Source organism: Cobetia sp. QF-1 (genome assembly GCF_002213105.1).
Classification (GTDB): Bacteria; Pseudomonadota; Gammaproteobacteria; order Pseudomonadales; family Halomonadaceae; genus Cobetia; species Cobetia crustatorum.
On record NZ_NBVS01000001.1, the window covers coordinates 181,018 to 197,679 of the forward strand.

The window sequence follows — 16,662 nt, forward strand, 5'->3', positions numbered from 1 at the left end:
CCGTGGTGTGAATGAGGCCCGCCAACGGCGAGCCTCATTGCGCTATTTCGCCAGCTTGTCATGCCCTCGATCAGCGAACCATCGTCAGTACACGCTCGAGGGCATCGACAAACAGGTCGATCTCCTCCGGCGTATTATAGGCAGCGAACGAGGCGCGACAGGTAGCATCGACGCCGAAGCGACGCAGTACCGGCTGAGCACAATGGTGACCAGTACGAATGGCCACCCCGAGCTGATCGATCAGCAGGCCAATATCCTGCGCATGAGCGCCATCAACCACAAAGGAAATCGCACCCGCCTTGTTCGGCGAGTTACCGATGATACGCAAGCCATCGACCTGCAACATGCGCTCAGTCGCATGCGTCATCAACTGCTGTTCCCAGCGCGTGATCAAGCCCATATGGGTACAGCCCAGCCAATCAATGGCCTTGCCCAACCCAATGACTTCCGCGATGGCCGGTGTGCCAGCTTCAAACTTGTGCGGTAGATCAGCGAACAGTGTGCCGTTCTCAAACGACACCGTGCGGATCATCTCTCCACCGCCTTGCCAAGGCGGCATGGCCTCAAGCAGCGCCTCTTTGCCATAGAGCACACCGACACCCGTCGGGCCGTACATCTTATGGCCAGAGAAGACATAGAAATCGGCATCAATTGCACGCACATCGACCTGCTGGTGCGGCACTGCCTGAGCGCCATCAATCAGGATCAACGCATCGTGCTCATGTGCCAGACGTGCCATCTCGGCGACTGGGTTGATGCTACCCAGCGCATTGGAGACATGATTGACACAGACCAGTCGCACCTTCTCACCCAGCAAGTCGCGGTAGGCATTCATGTCCAGCACGCCATCGTCATCACAAGGAATGACCTTGAGCGTGATATCGAGGCGCTCTGCCAATAGCTGCCACGGCACGATATTGGCATGATGCTCCATCACCGAGATCAATACTTCGTCACCGGCATTCAGCCAGTTGGCGCCCCAGCTGTTGGCGACCAGGTTGATCGCCTCCGTGGTGCCACGTGTGAAGATGATTTCGCGCGTCAAGCGTGCATTGATGAAGTTGCGTACCTTCTCACGCGAGCCTTCATACGCCGCTGTCGCTTCGTCTGCCAAGCTGTGCAGGCCACGGTGAATATTGGAATTGATGGTGCGGTAATAGGCGCTCATCGCATCGATGACGGCGGTCGGTGTCTGGCTGGTGGCTGCGCTATCCAGGTAGATCAGCGGCACATCACCGTGTACACGACGCTCGAGGATTGGAAAATCTTCGCGAACCCGCACCACATCCAACATCAAATTATCGAGCGCGCTCATGCGAAGTCCTCATCGCGCGCCACGGCCACTGTACCGCCGGCAAGCTCGACGCTCAGGTCAACCAGCTCATCGAGATGGAAGCGTGATGGCAAACGGCCCGCCACACTGCGCTCGATACGCTCAGCAATGGCATCGATACCGAGGCCCGTCATGACTTCATTGGCAAAGGCCAACGTCAGCAGACCACGGGCGGTTTGCTCATCGATGCCACGAGCACGCAGTGCGAAGACAGCACCTTCGTCCAGCTGACCTGTCGTAGTGCCATGAGAACACTTGACGTCATCGGCGTAGATTTCGAGTTCCGGCTTGGTATTGATTTCAGCGCGATCTGACAGCAGAAGATTGGCATTGTTCTGATGCGCCTCGATCTTCTGACTATCACGCTTGACCAGCACGCGGCCATTGAACACGCCACGCGCACGGTCCGCGAGAATACCTTTGTAGTTCTCGTCGGAGAACGTCAGCGCTTCGTTATGATTGACCAGCGTGTGAGTATCCACGTGCTGACGATCACGACCGAAGAACAAGCCATCAAGGCGTGCGTGAGCATTGTTGCCGTTCAGATCACAGACGATGTCATTACGTACAAGCCCGCCGCCAGTATTGAGATTGACGGAGCGATACTGGCTATCTCGCGGCTGCTCAACCTGCACTGAGGCAATATGAGTCTCACCAGTGGCAGCTTCACCGAGCTTGTAATGATTGAGCACAGCGCCACGCTCCAACATCACTTCCGCGACCAGGTTGGTAAAGTTGGTTGCGCCTGTTTCTCCGATGTGATGCTCGATCACACTGGCTTCGGCACGACTGCCCAGCTGCATCAGCAGACGCGGGTGGCTCATGGTCACCGGCTGGCCATCGACGGCGGCACGCGAGATGAACAGCGCATAGACCGGCTTGTCGAGTACAGTGCGTGGGCCGACCTGAATCACCGCCCCCTCCTCAGTGAAGGCGGAGTTCAACGCCACGAACGGCGTGAAGTCGATGCCGGTCAGACGATTCAATGAACCGCCGACCACTTCCGGCTGATGGAGGATGGCGTGAGAAAGTGGCACGACACGCACCGTGTCCGGCAGCCCCGCCACGTCAGACAGCTCAGCGTTGTAGAGACCATCGACGAACACCAGACGATAAGCATCAATCGCCAGTGCCAGCTCATCCATCACGGCAGAAGATAGCGTGGCATCGTCAGCCAGCTGATAGGCCTGACGCCCCAGAGACTGGGTGTCAGTGTACTTCCAGGCTTCCACCTTGCGGGTTGGCAAGCCCAATGCTTCGAAGCGTGCAATACCCGCCTGACGACGAGCGGCCATCCAGCTCGGATCAGCGGAAAATCGCGGTTTACGGGCAGCGAATTCGCTTGTGAAGGCTTCGCTGCCGGGAACGGGCGCGGTAGCAAGTGCTGTCATTACGCAGTTTCCTCCTGCAGCCAGTCATAACCATGAGCTTCAAGTTCAAGCGCCAGTGACTTGTCACCAGACTTGACGATGCGACCGTCGATCAGCACGTGGATATGGTCCGGCACGATGTGCTCAAGCAGACGCTGGTAGTGAGTTACCATCAATACGGCGCGATCTTCGTTGCGCAGCGAATTGACGCCCTTGGCTACGACCTTGAGCGCATCGATATCAAGACCGGAGTCAATCTCGTCAAGCATCACAAGCTTCGGTTCCAGCACTAGCATCTGCAAGATTTCGTTACGCTTCTTCTCTCCGCCAGAGAAACCTTCATTGACCGCACGTTGCAGGAAGCTGGCATCCATCTGCATGAAAGCCAACTTCTCACGGATCAACTTCATGAATTCTGGCGCTGGAATCTCGCCCAAGCCTTCAGCTTCACGCTTGGCATTCAGCGCCGCTTTCAGCAGATAGACATTCTTGACTCCCGGAATCTCGACCGGGTACTGAAAGCCCAACAACAGACCGGCACGCGCGCGTTCTTCGACTGCCATTTCCAGCACGTCTTCACCTTTATAGGTGATGGTTCCGGCGGTGACTTCATAGCCGTCCTTGCCTGCGATCACGGAAGATAACGTGGACTTCCCGGCACCGTTCGGGCCCATGATGGCGTGGACTTCGCCCTTGTTGATGGTCAGGTCCAACCCCTTGAGGATTTCCTTGCCTTCAACCGAAACGTGCAAATCTTTGACTACGAGCATGTTGATACCTTTTGCTGACAGGCCGCCCGCAAGCGACCCTCAAGAGTGGGATGACGTTGCAGTAAACAATGCGAGCGTTAGCCGACTGCCCCTTCAAGGGTGACGTTAAGCAGGGCTTCGGCCTCGACAGCGAACTCCATCGGCAGCTCCTGGAAGACGTCCTTGCAGAAGCCGTTGACGATCATGTTGACCGCATCTTCTTCGCTGATGCCACGCTGACGGCAGTAGAACAGCTGATCTTCGCCGATCTTGGAGGTCGTTGCCTCGTGCTCCACCGTCGCGGTAGCGTTGCCGATTTCCTGATACGGGAAGGTGTGCGCACCACAGCGGTCGCCGATCAATAGCGAATCACACTGAGTAAAGTTGCGCGCACCCTTGGCCCGTGGGCCGATCTTGACCAAGCCGCGATAGGACTGCTCGGAGTTACCAGCGGAGATACCCTTGGAGACGATGGTGGACTTGGTACCCTCGCCGATATGGATCATCTTGGTGCCGGTATCCGCCTGCTGACGGCCATTGGTGACAGCGACGGAGTAGAACTCACCGACGCTGTCCTTGCCGCGCAGGATGCATGACGGGTACTTCCAAGTGATCGCGGAACCGGTCTCGACCTGAGTCCAGGACACCTTGGAACGGTCGCCACGGCAATCGGCACGCTTGGTGACGAAGTTATAGATGCCGCCCTTGCCATCTTCATCGCCCGGATACCAGTTCTGGACGGTAGAGTACTTGATGTAGGCATCTTCCAGTGCGACCAGCTCAACCACTGCGGCGTGCAACTGGTTCTCATCACGCTGAGGGGCCGTACAGCCTTCCAGATACGACACCTGCGCCTGCTTTTCACAGATGATCAGCGTGCGCTCGAATTGCCCCGTGTTGGCTGCATTGATGCGGAAGTAAGTGGACAGTTCCATCGGGCAAGTCACGCCTTCCGGTACAAACACGAAAGATCCATCGGTAAAGACGGCAGCATTCAGTGCAGTGAAGTAGTTGTCCGCCTTGGGTACTACGGAACCAAGATATTGCTTGATCAGGTCCGGGTAGTCCTTGATGGCATCAGAGATCGAGCAAAAGATCACGCCAGCTTCGGAGAGCTCTTTCTTGAAAGTGGTGGTGACGGAGACAGAATCGAACACCGCATCGACCGCGACACCGGCCAGCGCTGCACGTTCGTGAAGCGGAATGCCAAGCTTCTCATAGGTCTCGAGCAATTTGGGATCCACTTCATCGAGACTCTGCGGGCGATCTTCTGGCCTCTTGGGCGCGCTGAAATAGGAAATCGCCTGATAGTCGATGTCCGGATAATTCAGATGCGCCCAGGAGGGTGCCTTCATTTTCAGCCACTGCTGATAGGCATCCAGACGCCACTCCAGCATCCACTCCGGCTCGCCCTTCTTGGCCGAGATGAAACGAATCACGCTCTCGTCCAGTCCCGGTGGGATGGTATCGCTTTCGATATCGGTCACGAAGCCCTGCTTATACTCGCGCTGTACAAGCTGCTCCATCTCCTGGCTCGCCATGCTGGTCTCCTCTCTCGGAGTGACTCCGAGTCTGTTCATATTCTTGGTCACTCCGCCCGAACGGCAGCGAAGCCTCTAATATTTTCTGTCTGATCGCGTGGTGCTCAATCAGGCCTTGTGGCCACGCACTACCGACGGCTGTGAATGGAGGTCATGTTCATAGCTGCGGTTGTGGCTATCCTCGCCATACAGGCTGATGGCCTGAATAGGGAGCTGAACTGGCATGCGCAGCGGCGAAGTAGAGGCCAGATGCGCCAGCGTCACGCTGCCCAACAACTCTCCAATCGCGCGCGAAACACGCTGCCAGTTATCAGCGACACCACAGGTATTGACCAACTCGCAATCACCGTCGGCGTGACTGCACTCGGTCACTGCAACCGGCCCCTCGATAGCACTGATGATGTCGCTGGCCGTAATCTCGCTGGCGGGCCGTGCTAGGCGATAGCCGCCTTGCGCCCCACGACGAGACTCCAACAGCCCAGCACGCACCAGCGCCTTGAGCGTCTTGCTCACGGTGGGATGTGGCAACTGCACACTTTCAGCCAGATCAATCGCGGCATGTGCCGAGTCCGGCTCACGCGCAATGCGCGCCATCACCACGGCAGCGTAATCGGTCATTCTGGAAAGCTTCAGCATACAGGCCTCCACCACGGATATTGATTGAGGACCATTTTAGTCCTGTATCAGATCGATGTGAAGACACCACCGCCCTGAAAACGCCAAATTGCGACCTGGGCAACCAGTTTGCCGACATGATAGCCGCCGATCACAACAAAAATAACAATCATTCCCATTTAAAATATTTACTGCGCAGTCCAACTTTCTGTTCGCATCCTGCACAACACTTCCTGCCATTCATGGCTTTCCCGCCGATCCGACATTTTTGCGCCGGTCACTTTTCCTCTCTCGGCTCTCCCCTCTCAACTTTTGATATCGACATATGCAAACACCCCATCGAGAAAACCCGATGGGGTGTTTTTTTCTACACAAGCTCAAAAAAGTCTACGCGAGGCGATCAACCGTGGAACGGGTTACGCAACACGATAGTTTCGTTGCGATCCGGGCCAGTGGAGATGATATCGATAGACACACCGACCTGCTCCTCGATGAAGCTGATGTAGGCACGCGCATTAGCGGGCAGCTTCTCAACATCACGCACACCAATCGTGGACTCAGTCCAGCCCGGCAGGTCCTGATACAGCGGCTCGATGGCTTCATAGCCTTCCGAGTCAACCGGATTGTCCAGCACTTCGCCATCCTTGCTGCGGTAGCCAATGCAGACACGGATATTCTCGAGGCCATCAAGCACATCCAACTTGGTCAAGCAGATGCCGCTAACCGAGTTGATCTGTACAGCGTGACGCAGTGCAACAGCATCAAACCAACCACAACGACGTGCACGACCGGTAGTAGCACCGAATTCGTGGCCACGCTCAGCCAGATGACGACCGAACTCATCAAACAGTTCTGTCGGGAACGGGCCAGAACCGACACGCGTGGTGTAGGCCTTGGTAATACCCAGCACGTAATCCAGATACAGCGGACCCACACCAGAACCCGTCGCAGTACCGCCGGCAGTGGTGTTGGAGCTGGTCACGTACGGATAGGTACCGTGATCGATATCCAGCAGCGACCCCTGAGCACCCTCAAAGAGAATGTTCTCGCCGGCCTTACGGACCTTATGGACCAGATCCACGGTATCGCAGACCATCGGACGCAGCTCTTCGGCCATTTCCATGGCTTCGTCCAGCACTTGCTGGAAGTCGACCGGCGCTTCACCGTGATAATGCTGCAGCACGAAGTTATGGTAATCCAGCACTTCGCCCAGCTTGGAGGCAAAACGCTCACGGTGCAGCATGTCACCCAGGCGCAGGCCACGACGTGCGACCTTGTCTTCGTAGGCCGGACCAATACCCCGACCCGTGGTGCCAATCTTGGCGACACCGCGCGCCTTCTCACGAGCCTGATCCAGGCGCACGTGATAGGACAGGATCAGCGGGCAAGCCGGTGACAGACGCAGGCGATCACGTACCGGCACGTCATTGGACTCAAGCTCGCGTATTTCCTTGATCAGGGCTTCCGGAGACAGCACGACACCGTTACCGATGACGCAGGTCTTTCCCGGATGAAGAATACCGGACGGGATCAGGTGAAGAACGGTCTTCTTGCCGTCCAGCACCAGAGTGTGGCCCGCGTTATGGCCACCCTGGAAGCGCACGACGGCGCTGGCAGATTCGGTCAGCAGGTCAACGACCTTGCCCTTGCCTTCATCACCCCATTGGGTGCCGAGCACGACTACATTCTTGCCCATGGTTCCTATCTCTTTCGGTGAATAACCGTCGGTGAAAACCCACTCACAAGCACAGCTGCCAAAGGGCAGCTGTGCTTCGGGACCCAGTGGCCCCTACTGTCTGCTGTCTGTCGTTCAGGCCTGCAACGCGACGACCTGCCAACCACTGTCAGAGCGCACCAGTTCACGATTACAGCGGTGAGCATCAGCGCCAGTCGTCTGGCCAGGCAATGCTTCAATGACACGCTCACCGCTGATACGTAGCTGATCAACACACTCACGCAGGGCACTCTCATTGAGCGCCGGCGCCCAGATACCATCACACGCCGGTGTTTGCACGGCCAGTGAGGCAAGCTGCTTGAGGTCCATCGAGAAACCCGTGGCGGGTCGTGCACGACCAAAGACACGTCCAGTATCGTCGTAGCGACCACCCTTGGCCAGTGCCTGACCATAGCCCGGTACATAAGCCGCGAACACCATGCCGGTGTGATACTCATAACCACGCAATTCTGCGAGATCAAAGTACAACGTAACCTGCGGATGACGTTCACGCACAACCTGGCTCAGTGCAGCAAGCTGATCCAGCGCGCTGGAAACGGCCACCGGTGCACCAGCAAAGGCAGTGCGTGCCTGTGCGAGAATTTCATCATCGCCATGCAGGTGCGGCAGCGCCTTGAGCATGTCCGCAACCACCTTGTCACCGACCACGCGTTCAATCAATGCATCCAGAGCGGAATACTGCTTACGCTCGATGGCTGCAAACAATTCACGCTCGTGCTCGGTATTCATACCCGCTTCGGCGATCAATGAACGATAGATCCCGATATGCCCCAACGCCAGATGCAACTCATCTGCCCCCGCCTGCTCCAGACTCGTCAGCGCCAAGTGCAGAATTTCATGATCGGCCTCCAGGCCAGCATGGCCAAACAACTCAGCACCCACCTGAACGGGACTACGCCCACCCTGATGCTTGTCGGCCTTGGTGCGCAGAACATTGGCGCAGTAGCACAGCCGTACCGGCCCTTCACGACGCAGTGAGTGTGCATCCATACGTGCTACCTGCGGTGTCACGTCGGCACTTGCCCCCATCATGCGACCCGTCATCTGATCGGTCAGCTTGAAGGTCTGCAGGTCAAGCTCGGTGCCAGTACCGGTCAACAGTGAATCCAGAAATTCGACGGGCGGCGGCAGCACCAGGTCATAGCCGAAGCGATGATAGAGGTCGAGCAGCGCGCGGCGCAGCGCCTCCATACGGGTTGCTTGAGGTGGTAATACCTCATCCATCCCATCCGGGAGGAGCCAGCGATCTGCGATGGTCATTGCACTATCCTGCAAGAAATTTATGACAAGGGGTGGTTCGCGACGCGGGTCGCCACTTCCCATCTGACGATGAGACGACCGAAAGTCGATTCCCGACAACAAGATTCATGAAGAAAAGTCCATGAAACAAGGTGTTACTGGTGGCCTGACCACACCTTCGTACAAAGCAAGAGAAGGCCTCGTGCGCTTCCCGTGACTTCACCACTGCGTCGCCGCAACGTAAAAGGCGGCCACAAAAAAACCGGGCTGTGCCCGGTTACAGAAGTCTAGCATGAATTCTTGCGGGATGAACCCCGCACGACACGCTGTGCGAGGTCCATCTTTCGCGTGCCTCCCAAAGGCAGGGAGGCAATGCTGACAACTTACTTGCGGCTGCCGAGCGGGTCCTTGAAGAAGCGGAAGAACTCGCTATCTGGTTGAATCACCATCATGTTGCCATCGCCCTTGAAGCTGTCGCGATAAGCCTGCAGCGAACGATAGAAACGGAAGAACTCCGTATCAGCACCATAGGCACCCGCGTAGATGGCCGCTGCCGAAGCATCGCCTTCACCGCGCAGTGTCTGGGCCTGCTCTTCTGCCTGAGCGATCAATACCGTGCGACGGCGATCGGCGTTGGCCTGAATCTTCTCGGCCTGCTCCTGCCCCTGGGCGCGGTACTCTCGTGCCTCACGCTGACGCTCGGTCTTCATGCGCTCATAGACTGCCTGGGAAACTTCATCCGGCAAATCGATACGCTTGACACGGATGTCGAGAATCGACACCCCGAGCTCCTTGCGCATGACTTCGTCGAGCTCTTCAGTCGGCTTCTTCATCAGCGCATCACGCTGCTCAGAGATGATCTGTATCAGCTCAAGCTTGCCGAACTCGTTACGCAGACTTTCATCGACGCGCGGTGCGATCAGACGCTCGGCCATCTGCTCATCGCCAGATGTCGATTCGTAGTAGCGCTTCGGATCGATGATCTTCCACTTGACGAAGGAGTCTACGATGACGGCTTTCTTCTCACGAGTCAGATAACGACTCGCTTGAGCATCCAACGTCAACACGCGCGTATCGAAAGTACGAATCGTGTTGTAGACCGGCAACTTGAAGTGCAGACCAGGCTGGATATTGTCTTCCACCACTTCACCAAACTTGAGCTTGATGGCACGCTGGGTCTCGTCAACGGTATAGAGGCTGTTACTAGCGAACCAGGCCACTACAGCCAAGCCAGCAACGGCCATCAGTGAGCGATTATTGATCATTGACGACCCTCCCGACTGGTGCGGTTACTACTGTCAGTGCTGTTGCTACGACTCAGCGCATCGCTCGCCTGACGTGACACGCGATCGAGCTCGCTGCGGCTCATGCCATTGCTGTCTTCAGCTTCAGCATTGGACTTGCCTGCCAGTTTGTCGAGCGGCAGGTACATGAGCGAATTACCATTCTCGACATCCACCAGCACCTTGCTGGTCTTGCCGAGGACTTCACTCATCGTCTCGAGATACATGCGTTCGCGAATGATCTCCGGTGCTTTCTTGTACTCGGTCAGCAGAGACGTGAAGCGATTGGCTTCACCCTGCGACTTGGCGACAACCGATTCCTTGTAACCTTCGGCTTCTTCGATGACGCGCTGCGCCTGACCCTGAGCTTCCGGGAGAATCGAGTTCTCGTAAGCCAGTGCCTGGTTGATCGTACGCTGACGATCCTCGCGCGCCTTGATGACATCATCGAAAGACTCCTGCACCGGCGCCGGCGCCGACGTGGATTCCACGTTGATGGTCTGGAGCGTCAGGCCGACACCATAATTATCCAGATAGGACTGCAGGCGTGATTTGACATTGCTGGCCAGCAGCTCACGTCCAGAAGTCAGGATGTCATTCATGTCGGCACTGCCAACTTCATGACGCAACGCGGAATCCATGGCGTTCTCGAGACTAATCTCGGGAGCACGCACATTGAGCATGAAATCACGCGGATTGGACACCTGATACTGCACTGACATCTGTACTTCGACGATATTCTCGTCCTGCGTCAGCATCGACTTGGTCTGAGAGAGCGAACGCACCTTGGTAACGTTGACTTCACGCACGTCATCAATGATCGGCGGATTCCAGTGCAGACCCGGACCTACGATGTCGTTGTATTTGCCGAAGCGCAATACAACCCCACGCTCTGACTGATCAATCAGGTAGAAGCCGGAGGCAGCCCAGATGGCCACCAGCACGACCGCAATCACGCCCGGCAGTGCATAAGCATTGGTATTGCCACCACCATTACTACCATTACCACCTGAACTACCGCCATTACGCTTGCGGCCATTGCCGAGCAGTCCGCTGAGCTTATCCTGAAACTTCTTCAGCGCCTCATCGAGGTCGGGCGGTCCGCCATTACCATTACCGCCGCCACCGCCATTGCTACCGCCGCCCTTTTTGTCCCCGCCGCGACCACCGCCGCTCCAAGGGTCATGCTGGTTGCCGCCACCCGGCTCATTCCAAGCCATACGTCGTCTCCACTCAGTCGATGTTCCGCTCGTCATTATGATGACGCCGCCCATGCCGGCTTTGCTGCCGGTTCTGTCCTGCGACACGGCGACGCGTCCCTTGCGGGAGAAGGCCATGGCCCTGCCTGACAGCCATCGTCTGCCAAGCGGCATCCAGCCATTCAACCGCTGGATGCCCATTGCTCTGACGCGCAGGCCACAACCTGCGCGAGGGCATCTACATTCTGGATATAGCGCAAGAATGTAGATGCCGTATTCTACTTCAGGTCTTTTCTGCTCAAGTCTTGTGCGTCACCGACACGCGATGTTTTTCAGCACGCTCGGCAGATAGCTCACGCTGCCAATCTTCAAGGTCATCGTGTTCGCCACCAAGGTAGTCTTCAGAAGACTCGCCTAGGTGCGACAACAACTGCAGAAAATCGCGCTTCTCAAGCCGAATGTCCAGCAGCGCATTGCCTTGCTCGTCATAGCTCTCGTCCTTGACGGCATCCAACTCATGCAAGCCAGCGCGCAGGCGAGACTTCTCTGGCCCCAGTGTCAGCCGGGTAGAGATAACGTTATCGGCTAGCAGCTCAGAGAAGGCTTGCATCAGCAGCTCCACCCCCTTGCCGTCACGCGCCGACAGCCACACGATCAGCGGACGTCCAAAGCCATCACGCTCGATACGTGGCGCCATGTCGAGTCGGTCGATCTTGTTCATGACCAGCAGGCGCGGCACATCACCAGCATCAATCTCACTGAGCACCTGATTGACTTGCTCAGTATTGCGGTCATTTTCTGGATCGGCTGCATCAATGATATGCACCAACAGATCCGCTTCAGCAGCTTCCTGCAGGGTCGCCTGAAACGCCTCGACCAGCTTGTGCGGCAGATGGCGAATGAAGCCCACCGTATCGGCCAGTACTGCCTGACCAACATCTTCAAGCTCCAAACGACGCAGCGTCGGATCCAGCGTCGCGAACAGCTGATCAGCGGCGTAGACATCAGAGGTCGTCAACGCATTGAACAGCGTCGACTTGCCCGCATTGGTATAGCCGACCAGCGAGAGGCTGGGAATCTCGGCACGCGAACGTGCACGTCGATTCTGATCGCGCTGCTTGTGTACTTTCTCAAGGCGCTTGTGGATCGACTTGATACGCACACGTAGCAAACGACGGTCAGTCTCGAGCTGGGTTTCCCCCGGGCCACGTAGACCAATGCCGCCTTTCTGGCGCTCGAGGTGAGTCCACCCCCGCACGAGGCGGGTAGACATGTATTCGAGCTGTGCGAGCTCCACTTGCAACTTGCCCTCGTGGGTCCGCGCTCGCTGAGCAAAGATATCGAGGATCAGACCAGTACGGTCGATCACGCGACACTCAAGCGTGGCTTCGAGGTTACGTTGCTGAGAAGGACTCAGTGAATGATTGAAAATGACAAGTTCGGCTTCGTGCTCGGCCAGGGCCTCACGCACTTCCTCAACCTTGCCTTCTCCGATGAACGTACGTGAGTCAGGACGTGGCCGACTACCCTCAAGGAGGATTGCCGGCACAGCGCCTGCTGAACGTACGAGTTCGAGGAGCTCTCCGGCGTCCTCGCGTTCTTTTTCGTCCCGGAAATTAACGTGTACCAGGACGGCCGTTTCACCGGCTTCGGGTCGTTCGAAGAACAATCAGCGCCTCTAACTTCAGATTTCTGTGGACGGCACGCTCGGATCCTGGGCCGGCAAGCGCACATTGCGCGAGGGGACCACGGTCGAGATAGCGTGCTTGTAGACCATCTGGGAAACGGTATTGCGCAGCAGGATGACGAACTGATCGAAAGACTCGATCTGACCCTGCAATTTGATACCGTTGACCAGGAAGATCGAGACCGGAATACGTTCCTTGCGCAGGATGTTCAGGTACGGGTCCTGGAGTGATTGACCTTTGGACATGTGACTCTCCGTAAAAAATATCTCGTTCGAGGTAAGTATGGTTATGTTCGCCAGCACTCCGGGTTGCCCTCTTGAGGGGGCTTCACGGGCGCTGGTCGTGACCGCTCATGTTACGCTAAGTGCTGGTCTGGCGCACGATTTTCAAGGTTTCACTGTAAGGATTTACACCCATCGAATCTATCTGATGAATGCCCTTCCAGCTACGCAGCCAGGTCAGCTGACGCTTGGCAAGCTGACGCGTCGCAATAATGCCACGCTCGCGCATCTCATCACGCGAAAGACGACCCTCAAGATAATCCCACACCTGACGATACCCCACACAGCGAATCGACGGCAGTCCGGCATGCAACTCCGGACGCGCCTTCAGCGCTTCGACCTCGGCAATGAATCCCTGTTCCAACATCTGATCAAAACGCGTCTCGATACGTTCATGTAACACGGCTCTATCGTGGGGCGCCAGTGCGATCGGTATCGGCCGGAACGGAAGCGCTACTTTCGGCTGCTCCGCCAGCAGCTCGCTCATGGAACGACCACTGATCAAACACACCTCCAGTGCACGCGTTAGACGTTGTGGATCACTGGGACGAATTCGCTGCGCAGATGCCGGATCAAGTCGCGACAATTCACTGTGCAGCACCTCAAGACCCTCTGCCTGAATACGCGACTCGAGCACTGCCCGTAGTGCAGGATCCGCCGCGGGCAAGTCCGCCACGCCTTCCAGCAAGCGCTTGAAGTACATCATCGTGCCACCGACTAGCAGCGGCAGCTTGCCCCGCGACTGAATCTCGGCAATGTGTGCCAGCGCATCGTGACGGAACTCGGCCGCGGAATAGCTTTCCAGTGGATCAAGGAAATCGATCAACCGATGCGGAGCCCGTGCTAGCTCTGCTGCAGTCGGCTTGGCCGTACCGATGTCCATGCCACGATAGATCAGCGCTGAATCGACACTGACCAACTCCGCGCCCTGCTCCTCATGCCAGCGAATCGCAAGGTCGGTCTTGCCAGAGGCAGTCGGTCCCATCAGCAGAATAACTGGCGGCTTGTCAGCCTCAGAAAGCGTGCTACGGAATGAAGTATCAGAGAGCTGAATCTGAGTCATGGCCTATTGTCGGAGCTAAGAGGTGAATCGGGGGTGAACCAAAACGCAACAATGAGTCATTGCGCCTGTGCTCCGGAATTTTTCAAGAATCTAATGAGCTGAATCATGGCCTGCCTTGCTCCACTTTCACGGCGACATGTCGCGCAAGAGCCTCATGAACAACACTCAACATTGCCACTATCATTGCAACAACGCGCGGCAAGCTTGATAGCCTACCACGCGTTGCGGGACATACTGAGAATGTGGCTACTGGCCGCGCAGGAACAGCTTATCCAGCTCATTCATGGAGAGTTCAGTCCAGGTCGGGCGGCCATGATTGCACTGCCCCGAGCGCTCAGTGCGCTCCATATCACGCAGCAACGCATTCATCTCGGGCAGCGTCAGACGGCGATTGGCCCGTACGCTGCCGCGACACGCCATGTCGGCCAGCAACTCATTCATGTGCGCCTCCATGCGGTCGCTACGCCCATAACGCTCGAGATCCTCCAGCATGCCGCGTACCAGTGGTTCTACATCGGCGTTGCCCAACACCACTGGCACCTGACGCACCAATAGCGTTTCGGGACCGGCAGCGTCCAGCTCAACGCCAAGTCGCGTAAAGGCCTCTGGCTCGCGCTCGAAGGTGCCCATCTCACGCGAACTGACTGCCAACGATACCGGCACCAGTAGCGGCTGTGCCTCCAGGTGGCCACCGCCATGCACATGCTGCTTCATGCGCTCGTAGGTGATGCGCTCGTGGGCGGCATGCATGTCGACCATCACTAGCCCGCGCGAGGTCTGAGACAGAATATAGACACCGTGTAGCTGAGCCACTGCGTAGCCCAATGGCGGCGTATCATCATCGACGGTCTGCGCTGGCAAGCCACGCATGATCACGTTTGAAGCTGAAGAACTCTCTGCTGTCGTGCTGAGAGCGGCATCAGTACTGGCTGCAGGCTCATCGGTCACCTGCCATGCAGCAGCGGCTTCAGCAACGCCGCTCGCTGCCTCACCCAACGTCACACGCGGGACACGCCTCGCCTCACGCTCGGCACTGGCGATTGCCGCCGGATCCTGATGAATGCCCTGAGCAGCGTCAGACGTGGCCGTACCGCCGCCCGGCGTCAATAGATGATCTTCGCTGGGATGCAGAGCACGGTAACCCGCCATGAACTGACGCACGCGCTCGGCGCTCAGCCTCTCACTGGAACGGCCATCACCGGCAGGTGGCAACTGGGAGGAAGGCTGCCAGCGAGCGACTGACGCCGCCTCTCCTGCATGAGCTGCTTCGTCATGCCCAGCCCCTCCGTTCGTCGAAGGGCTGCCTTGTGCTCCACTGCCTTGCTGCTGAGCATCCTGCTCCTGCCTATCCTGCTCCTGCCGCCCAAGCCGCATACCCTGTTGCTGCCAGCCGGGATCTTCGGCCTTTTCCTGCGCCTGCCCGGCCATTTCAGTCGGCGCAGCACTGCTGTCGCCGGGGCGCACCTGTGCCAGAGCCTTGTGCAGGCTGGAAAACAGGAAGTCATGCACCAAACGGCCATCACGGAAGCGCACCTCGTGCTTGGTCGGGTGCACATTGACATCGACTACTGTCGGATCAAGCTCCAGATAGAGCACAAACACTGGATGACGACCATGAAACAGCACATCGCGATATGCCTGACGTACCGCGTGAGCAACCAGGCGGTCACGCACGACACGGCCATTGACGAAGAAGTACTGCTGATCTGCCTGTGCACGTGAGTGCGTCGGCAAGCCCACCCAGCCCGAAAGCCTGAGCCCGGACGCCTCGATATCCAGATGTAGCGCATGCTCAAGAAAATTACGCCCCAGCAGTGCGCCAATACGACGCTCAATCGTCAGCGTGTCATCGCCGGGGCGCAGCTGATGCACCACCTTCTGATTGTGGCGCAGCGTCCAGCCAATATCGTGACGTGACAGTGCTAGCCGCCGGAAGCTTTCCTCAACATGCCCGAACTCAGTCTTCTCTGTGCGCATGAACTTGCGCCGTGCTGGCGTATTGAAAAACAGATCACGCACCGCGACGCTGGTGCCTCGCGGATGCGGTGCCGGGGAGACACGTGGTGCCATCTCGCGACCTTCAGCGACGACACGCCAGCCATTGGCTGGCTCATCAGAAACATTCGAGAACAGCTCAAGACGTGACACCGAGCTGATAGAGGCCAGCGCCTCACCGCGAAAGCCAAGACTGGCAACACCTTCCAGGTCATCCAGACTTTCGATCTTGCTGGTGGCATGTCGCGAAAGCGCTAGCGGCAAATCTTCCTCTGTGATGCCACAACCGTTGTCGCGCACGCGAATCAACCGCGCGCCGCCGCCTTCCAATTCCAGCTCAATGCGCGTGCTGCCCGCATCAATGGCGTTCTCGACCAATTCCTTGACCACAGAAGCCGGACGTTCCACCACCTCACCAGCCGCAATCTGGTTAGCCAGTCGCGGATTGAGGATACGAATGCGGCGATCGCTAGTGCTGGCAGTATCCGGCGCAGACAGATCGTCAGCCATGGATGAACTCCTGAATCAAAAGCGAGTAAACACTCTGTTTGGCATCAAACAGAGTAATCCA

13 protein-coding genes are annotated in these 16,662 nt (G+C 57.3%); all 13 read right to left on the reverse strand.

What is annotated here, in order from left to right:
- Positions 1–70 precede the first annotated feature (70 nt).
- Positions 71–1,315: a cysteine desulfurase gene (locus CFN46_RS00845; protein ID WP_088742455.1), complete on the reverse strand. Its 1,245-nt coding sequence runs from the start codon at positions 1,313–1,315 to the stop codon at positions 71–73.
- On the reverse strand, positions 1,312–2,724 hold the full coding sequence (gene sufD, locus CFN46_RS00850) for a Fe-S cluster assembly protein SufD (RefSeq protein WP_024951725.1): 1,413 nt from the start codon (positions 2,722–2,724) through the stop codon (positions 1,312–1,314). The genes CFN46_RS00845 and sufD overlap by 4 nt, the downstream gene beginning before the upstream one ends.
- Positions 2,724–3,473 (reverse strand): Fe-S cluster assembly ATPase SufC, encoded by a 750-nt coding sequence (gene sufC / locus CFN46_RS00855; protein ID WP_024951726.1) that lies wholly within the window; start codon positions 3,471–3,473, stop codon positions 2,724–2,726. The genes sufD and sufC overlap by 1 nt, the downstream gene beginning before the upstream one ends.
- Positions 3,474–3,550: 77 nt before the next feature.
- A complete protein-coding gene (gene sufB, locus CFN46_RS00860; protein WP_024951727.1) occupies positions 3,551–4,993 on the reverse strand; it encodes a Fe-S cluster assembly protein SufB in 1,443 nt (480 codons plus the stop codon).
- A 108-nt stretch (positions 4,994–5,101) separates the two neighbouring features.
- A complete protein-coding gene (locus tag CFN46_RS00865) occupies positions 5,102–5,629 on the reverse strand; it encodes an SUF system Fe-S cluster assembly regulator (protein ID WP_024951728.1) in 528 nt (175 codons plus the stop codon).
- Between the two features lie 379 nt (positions 5,630–6,008).
- Positions 6,009–7,304 (reverse strand): adenylosuccinate synthase, encoded by a 1,296-nt coding sequence (locus tag CFN46_RS00870; protein ID WP_024951729.1) that lies wholly within the window; start codon positions 7,302–7,304, stop codon positions 6,009–6,011.
- A gap of 114 nt (positions 7,305–7,418) precedes the next feature.
- On the reverse strand, positions 7,419–8,603 hold the full coding sequence (locus CFN46_RS00875; protein ID WP_024951730.1) for an ATP phosphoribosyltransferase regulatory subunit: 1,185 nt from the start codon (positions 8,601–8,603) through the stop codon (positions 7,419–7,421).
- Positions 8,604–8,965: 362 nt separating this feature from the next.
- Complete coding sequence (hflC, locus tag CFN46_RS00880; protein WP_024951731.1) at positions 8,966–9,847, reverse strand: protease modulator HflC; 882 nt, start codon at positions 9,845–9,847, stop codon at positions 8,966–8,968.
- Positions 9,844–11,085 carry an FtsH protease activity modulator HflK gene (gene hflK / locus CFN46_RS00885; RefSeq protein WP_088742456.1) on the reverse strand — a complete coding sequence of 414 codons (1,242 nt, stop codon included), beginning with the start codon at positions 11,083–11,085 and terminating at the stop codon, positions 9,844–9,846. Before hflK ends, hflC begins: the two co-directional genes overlap by 4 nt.
- A 277-nt stretch (positions 11,086–11,362) precedes the next feature.
- Positions 11,363–12,733 carry a ribosome rescue GTPase HflX gene (gene hflX / locus CFN46_RS00890; protein WP_024951732.1) on the reverse strand — a complete coding sequence of 457 codons (1,371 nt, stop codon included), beginning with the start codon at positions 12,731–12,733 and terminating at the stop codon, positions 11,363–11,365.
- A gap of 15 nt (positions 12,734–12,748) precedes the next feature.
- Entirely contained in the window at positions 12,749–12,997 is a 249-nt protein-coding gene (gene hfq, locus CFN46_RS00895; protein ID WP_024951733.1) for an RNA chaperone Hfq, read from the reverse strand.
- Positions 12,998–13,112: 115 nt separating this feature from the next.
- Positions 13,113–14,096 carry a tRNA (adenosine(37)-N6)-dimethylallyltransferase MiaA gene (miaA, locus tag CFN46_RS00900; RefSeq protein ID WP_024951734.1) on the reverse strand — a complete coding sequence of 328 codons (984 nt, stop codon included), beginning with the start codon at positions 14,094–14,096 and terminating at the stop codon, positions 13,113–13,115.
- A gap of 246 nt (positions 14,097–14,342) precedes the next feature.
- Positions 14,343–16,601: a DNA mismatch repair endonuclease MutL gene (gene mutL / locus CFN46_RS00905; RefSeq protein WP_088742457.1), complete on the reverse strand. Its 2,259-nt coding sequence runs from the start codon at positions 16,599–16,601 to the stop codon at positions 14,343–14,345.
- Between the last annotated feature and the right edge of the window lie 61 nt (positions 16,602–16,662).

Bases quoted from the DNA above. Each gene is read 5' to 3' on its own strand.
- hflC (WP_024951731.1), bottom strand. From the start codon at position 9,847: ATGATCAATAATCGCTCACTGATGGCCGTTGCTGGCTTGGCTGTAGTG.
- sufD (WP_024951725.1), bottom strand. From the start codon at position 2,724: ATGACAGCACTTGCTACCGCGCCCGTTCCCGGCAGCGAAGCCTTCACA.
- hflK (WP_088742456.1), bottom strand. From the start codon at position 11,085: ATGGCTTGGAATGAGCCGGGTGGCGGCAACCAGCATGACCCTTGGAGC.
- miaA (WP_024951734.1), bottom strand. From the start codon at position 14,096: ATGACTCAGATTCAGCTCTCTGATACTTCATTCCGTAGCACGCTTTCT.
- CFN46_RS00875 (WP_024951730.1), bottom strand. From the start codon at position 8,603: ATGACCATCGCAGATCGCTGGCTCCTCCCGGATGGGATGGATGAGGTA.
- sufC (WP_024951726.1), bottom strand. From the start codon at position 3,473: ATGCTCGTAGTCAAAGATTTGCACGTTTCGGTTGAAGGCAAGGAAATC.
- hfq (WP_024951733.1), bottom strand. From the start codon at position 12,997: ATGTCCAAAGGTCAATCACTCCAGGACCCGTACCTGAACATCCTGCGC.
- mutL (WP_088742457.1), bottom strand. From the start codon at position 16,601: ATGGCTGACGATCTGTCTGCGCCGGATACTGCCAGCACTAGCGATCGC.
- CFN46_RS00870 (WP_024951729.1), bottom strand. From the start codon at position 7,304: ATGGGCAAGAATGTAGTCGTGCTCGGCACCCAATGGGGTGATGAAGGC.
- CFN46_RS00845 (WP_088742455.1), bottom strand. From the start codon at position 1,315: ATGAGCGCGCTCGATAATTTGATGTTGGATGTGGTGCGGGTTCGCGAA.
- sufB (WP_024951727.1), bottom strand. From the start codon at position 4,993: ATGGCGAGCCAGGAGATGGAGCAGCTTGTACAGCGCGAGTATAAGCAG.
- CFN46_RS00865 (WP_024951728.1), bottom strand. From the start codon at position 5,629: ATGCTGAAGCTTTCCAGAATGACCGATTACGCTGCCGTGGTGATGGCG.